At 38.2% G+C, this 4,791-nt stretch carries 4 protein-coding genes and 1 tRNA gene; 1 reads left to right on the top strand and 4 read right to left on the bottom strand.

Annotation, left to right across the window (positions count from 1 at the left end):
- On the bottom strand, positions 1–755 hold a 755-nt coding region (locus COU51_01725), incomplete at its 3' end, for a Holliday junction branch migration DNA helicase RuvB (protein PIR66845.1).
- Between the two features lie 110 nt (positions 756–865).
- On the opposite strand from COU51_01725, the gene COU51_01730 reads away from it, so the two are divergent.
- Positions 866–949: transfer RNA gene (locus tag COU51_01730), tRNA-Leu, on the top strand.
- Between the two features lie 253 nt (positions 950–1,202).
- On the opposite strand, the gene COU51_01735 is transcribed toward COU51_01730, so the two are convergent.
- The 3 genes from COU51_01735 to COU51_01745 form a co-directional block, all read right to left on the bottom strand.
- Positions 1,203–2,258, bottom strand: a complete 1,056-nt coding sequence (locus tag COU51_01735; protein ID PIR66846.1) for a hypothetical protein — start codon at positions 2,256–2,258, stop codon at positions 1,203–1,205.
- Between the two features lie 112 nt (positions 2,259–2,370).
- Positions 2,371–4,098 (bottom strand): DNA polymerase III, encoded by a 1,728-nt coding sequence (locus tag COU51_01740; protein PIR66847.1) that lies wholly within the window; start codon positions 4,096–4,098, stop codon positions 2,371–2,373.
- Positions 4,099–4,158: 60 nt separating this feature from the next.
- Complete coding sequence (locus tag COU51_01745) at positions 4,159–4,551, bottom strand: hypothetical protein (protein ID PIR66848.1); 393 nt, start codon at positions 4,549–4,551, stop codon at positions 4,159–4,161.
- Positions 4,552–4,791 lie beyond the last annotated feature (240 nt).

Here is a 4,791-nt window from a genome sequence, read left to right on the forward strand (position 1 = left end):
ATATTTCCATTGTTTTTTATCTCAGCAAAATCACGCACTCTTTTTAAGAGGCGGTTAGCAACGCGTGGGGTAAACCTGGCGCAAGAAGCGATTGTCTCTGAAGCGGTTTCATCTAGTTTAACACCTAGTTTTTCTGCATTTTTGAGAATGATTGTTTTTATGTCTTTGTTTTCGTAGTATTTTAGATGATGCGTTATGCCGAAACGATCACGGAGCGGAGCAGAAAGAAGCGAGAGACGAGTCGTCGCGCCAATAAGAGTAAAACGCGGGAGATCAAGACGCATGGTTTTTGCCGAAGGACCTTTGCCAATTACGATGTCTAGCGCATAATCTTCCATTGCCGGATAAAGAACCTCCTCCACGGCTTTATTCAGTCGATGTATTTCGTCTATAAAAAGAATATCGCCCGGTTCCATATTTGTGATGATTGCGGCCAAATCGCCAACGCGTTCCAATGTTGGCCCTGCGACTGTGCGGATATTCGCTTCTGTTTCGTTGGCAATAATGTGTGCTAACGAAGTTTTTCCCAAACCCGGATTTCCATAAAAAAGAATATGTTCCGGCACATCGCCTCTGCGTTTTGCCGCTTCTAAAAAAATTGATAGATGTTCTTTTATTTTATCTTGGCCGATAAAATCAGCCAGGCGTTTTGGGCGGAGTGATGTATCAAAATTAACCTCGCCGGATACCAGGTTTGGATTAACTATTTTTTCTTCTTGTGGCTCTTGCGTCGGTTGCTCGTTTGGTTCTATCATAATAATAGCGTTTAGTAATTTACTATCCCTATATTCAGTTTAGCGGTTTAGAAAGATAAAAGTCAAGCTTGACTTTTATAATTTTTTGGAGTAATATATAATCAAAATATGCCGCCGTGGTGAAATCGGTATACACGAGAGACTTAAAATCTCTTGGGAGAAATCCCGTGTCGGTTCGAGTCCGACCGGCGGCAAGAAAAAAATCTGAGATAAAACTCAGGTTTTTTCTTGCCGAAGGAAAGAGCTTGAACAAAGGGGTGGTAGGGGAAAGGGTTTTCCCCTACATTTCTGGAGGTGACAGGAAGGAGTGAAACGACTGACGATCAGAGGGGCGGAAGCCCCTATGAAGAGAGAATGAAATGAGCGACGTGAAATTCCGATCGGTGACAAATTTAGGACGAGTTTTTGACCCGTTTTAAATTTTAAAAAAATCCCCGTATTTGGGGATTATTCGGAAGGATTTTTGAAAAGGGCATCAACGATTAACTGTTTTACGAATTTCATATAGAGTTCTCTTCCAGCTGCAGTGCTGGGGATATAGAATTGGGGAGGCGGTTCAATAATCGCTGCACCAGCGCCGGTTCTTCCACCGCCAGTGCCTTCACCAAATCGTTTGGCGATAAATTGTTGCATTTCTATTTTATCGTCAACTGTCCTCACTTTTATATAAAGCTTATTCTTATCATCAAGTGCCCAGACAACCACAGTGCTGATGCCTTGAATACTGCAGAGCTCCTCCGCTAAAAGCGCAGCGTATACTTCGTCGTCAGCGTCAATGAATCCGATATTAGTAATGATAGTATCTTCTCTTGTTTCTGTATTCGTTGTCGCTTTATTTAGAAAGGTAAGATATTTTTTATCTTTTACAGAAGAAAATATTTCTCTGATTTTTGCATCATTAGCGAACTTCATTAAATATGTAAATGCCTCTCTATCCAAATCGGTAGCATATTTCGATACCAGCTTCATCATCCCCGTGTCTGTTAAAATACCAAGTACGGCAAGTGTCGCCAGATCATCATTTGTGGAAAAATCAAAACCCAAAGAAAGATATATTTGGATAATAAGTGTAATCGCCGCACCACAAACACTAAGTTGATACCACTCAGCTTCTGTCTCTTCCAGATTGTCAGCATTTAGATGGTGGTCAACAACAATAATTGGTCGTAATTCTAGATTTTGAAGACGAGGGTCTTTTATTGACGAAGAATCCAAAAGCACAACAGAAACTCTGTTCTGTTTATCAGGGGTAAACTTTTCCAATTTGATAAAATCCTCAGCTAATCCAAATTTATTCCAGACAATTTTATTTTGTGGAAGATGGAGCCCCCCAGCATAATAAATTCGTAGTTTTTTTTCAAAGTGTTTGCATATCTCTGCGAACACTTTGGCGCACGCAATTGAATCTGGATCAAGATGACTTAGAATGATAGCAATTTCTTCTGTTGCCTCGTTTATTACTTTTTTAAATTTTTCCAGTCTGTCTTGTAGCAAGGTTTCCATGTTTTTTGCCTTCTTTTTGTGAATGTACGTTTGTTATAGTGTAGTCCAAATAATGAAATTTGTCAATAAAAAAAGAGGTAGTATGGTAGCTTACCCCTGTGCTTGTTTCAGTTCATTTTCTCTTCAATTTTTTTAACATTTTTAGCAATTCGTCAGCTGATTTTGTATTTATGATATCTGATTTTTTTGCCCAGCCTCTACGCGCTTGTCCAATACCGAGGCGCATATACTCTAAATGTTTTTCGTTATGTGCATCAGTATCAATAGAGAGTTTTATCCCTGCTTTTACAGCTTTTTTGATATATTCATCTTTCAGATCCAATCGATTTGCATGAGCATCAATTTCCAATATCACGCCATATTTTTTAGCCGCTTTGATTATCTCATCTATATCTAATTCATATCCCGGACGACGGCCGATTACTCTTCCTGTAGGATGAAATAAAATATTAAGGTATGGGTTTTGCATGGCATGTATAATTCTCTTTGTCATTTCGGCATTGCTCATTTTAAAATTAGAGTGGACGGCTGCGCTTACAATATCCAATTTTTTTAATGCCTCATTTTTTATATCCAACGAGCCGTCTTTCATTATATTTACTTCTGCGCTTCTAAAAATATGTAACCCCTTTATTTTTTTATTAATTTTATCAATTTCTCTGCTATGTTTTGCGAGACCATTTTCATCAAGACCGTTGGCCACGGCCAATGTTTTTGTATGGTCTGTGATAGCGATGTATTTATATCCCATTTTTTTTGCTTCCTCTGCCATTTCTAAAATTGATTTTGAGCCATCGGACCATTTCGTATGCATTTGCAAATCACCCTTTATATCATTGTAGCCAACAAGCTTTGGCAAGTTATGTTTTTGTGCAGCTTCTATTTCTCCTTCATTTATGCGTATCTCTGGCGGAGGAGTATCCATTCCTAATTTTTTATATATTTCTTCCTCGGTTTTACAGGCAATAATTTTTTTGTTACGGAAGAGCCCATATTCATTTAATTTGTAGCCTTTTTTTATGGCGATTTTACGTACAGCAATATTATGTTGTTTATCGCCGGTAAAATATTGAAGAGTTGCGCCAAAAATACCCGAGGCTACAACACGCAAGTCGGCATCAATCCCGATTCTTAAACGAACAGATGAACGGGTGGCACCTTTTAATTTTATATGTTCCACTTCGGGTAATTTTGTAAAAGCACTAATGAGTTTTTTTGGAGTTTTTGAAGTCGCGACAATATCTATATCGCCAATCGTTTCCTGCATTCTGCGAATTGAGCCGGCGACGGCAATGCGTTCGGTAATGCCGGTTTTTTTCAATTGTTTTATTATGTTTTTTGCCAGAGGTAACGCTTCGGATAGAAGCATTCTTCCGTGATTTTTTTTTACAAATTCCATTCCGGATAAAATATTTTCTTCAGTTTTTTTACCAAAACCGGCGATTTTTTCTATTTTTCCTGATTTTGCCGCTCGTTCCAACTCTTTCAAATTTTTTATTTTCAGTTTTTTATAAAGTTCGGCAATGGTTTTTGGACCCAGTCCTTCAATACGGGTCATTCCTACGATATCAACAGGAAACCCCTTTTTTAATTTTTGATAGTATTTTAATTTTCCGGTTTTAAGGAGTTCTTCTATTTTTTCGGCAATACTAACTCCCACGCTCGGAATTGCATCAAGCCCTTTGCGTCCGTCTTTTTTATAAATGTCTTTCAAATTTTCATCTAATTCCTCAATAGACATTGCCGCTTTTTCGTAAGCGCGCGGTTTAAAAGGGACTTCTTTTATTTCTAAAAGTGTTGATAGTTCGTATAAAATTTTTGCGATATCCTGATTGGTCATATAATTATATTTTACCTTTTTTGAGAGTAAAAACAAAGAGCCCGAAATTGGGCTCTTTGTTTACCATTCTGTAGCGTATGTGAGATTGGATATTTTTGTTTTGGTGCACTTAAAATAATTCTTAATAAACTCTTCTACTTGTTTTGCGTCGAAATTTCTACAGCTATACAAATCAAGATGAAATTCTTTTCGCAATGGCCATGTATGAATTGCAGCATGGCTTGTGGAAAGTGTGTGATAGCCGACGATTTGCGTTGTCACACCACCCTCATCTTCAAAGGGCGCAACACCTAATTTTTTGAGGTCCAACGGTACGTCATGCACAGTTGGTTCGCCAAGGGGCCTCATTCCGACCTCTTTAATTAGTTTTTCCATAAAAGTCCTTACCAGAGTTGCATCACCCATTATTTCGGGATCTCCCAGCCCCAGGACTTTAAGGTGTTTAGTATCCATAGGCAGAAATTTTCTTTTTTTTGGGAAATCCGATATATATCGGTTTCTGTAAAAAAAAGAATAAAAAACCTTAATTATTAAAGTGCGGATTTTTCCGTTCGCTTGGCGGAAAAATATGAATTAAATATATCAGATATATATTTTTATGTAAAGGGGATGTTCCTCCAAGAAAAAAAATGACACAAGGTCGTCTCTTTTCTTGGAGCGGGTAGGGGGAATCTCACGTCGCTCCGCCGGTCG

The organism is Parcubacteria group bacterium CG10_big_fil_rev_8_21_14_0_10_36_14 (assembly GCA_002772895.1).
Taxonomy (GTDB): Bacteria; Patescibacteriota; Patescibacteriia.